The sequence below is a fragment of the Paracoccus sp. NIOT.M2S5SZ12 genome, from assembly GCF_057748165.1.
Window position 1 is genome coordinate 1 of the sequence record NZ_JBYLFR010000070.1, and the last position, 611, is coordinate 611.

Here is a 611-nt window from a genome sequence, read left to right on the forward strand (position 1 = left end):
GTGCTGCCGCCCCGGCATCCGATCCGCTGGCCTGGGTGATGCTGTCGCCGATCGACAGGATGCGCAGCGGCTGCCTGCGCCCCACCTTGCGCATGAACCGCGGGCACATGGCCTGATTGCGGCGGCGCGCCTCGTCCAGCAGAGGCCGGATCGTCTCGCTGATGCCGTCGCCGCCGAGCCGATGGACCGGAAACACCTCCGTGATCGCCGCATCGCCTGCGCGGACCAGGAACATGCCCCGCGAACCGGGCGAAGCCGCAGGCCGGAAGCCCTGCGAGTCCCGCAGCCGCGATGGGCCAGCCACAACGCTCCAAGCGTTCGTGAAGGGGTTGAAGCAGACCAGGGAGTACCGGCCCTCGCCCGCAGCCGCCAGTGGGATCGTCACCGCCCCGCTGACCCGCTGCGCGTCGAGGTTCGCGCCTTGGCGGATCGCCCAGACATTCATCGTGGCCGCGCCGGTCTGGGCATATCCAGCATCGCCGACGCCAAGCGGGCCAGCGCCGATGGACTGACCGCGCTGCGGGCGGCGCACCTGCTCGCCAAGCGGCGAAAGGATCACCTCATAGGCCACGCTCCACTGCGTGGGCTCAATGGGCTTCGCGGCGATGAAG

1 protein-coding gene is annotated in these 611 nt (G+C 70.4%); it reads right to left on the bottom strand.

Annotated features, from left to right (window positions below; translation table 11 throughout):
• Positions 1–611, bottom strand: a 611-nt coding sequence (locus AC2SGK_RS18340) for a hypothetical protein (protein WP_488324806.1), incomplete at both ends; no start/stop codon positions are given.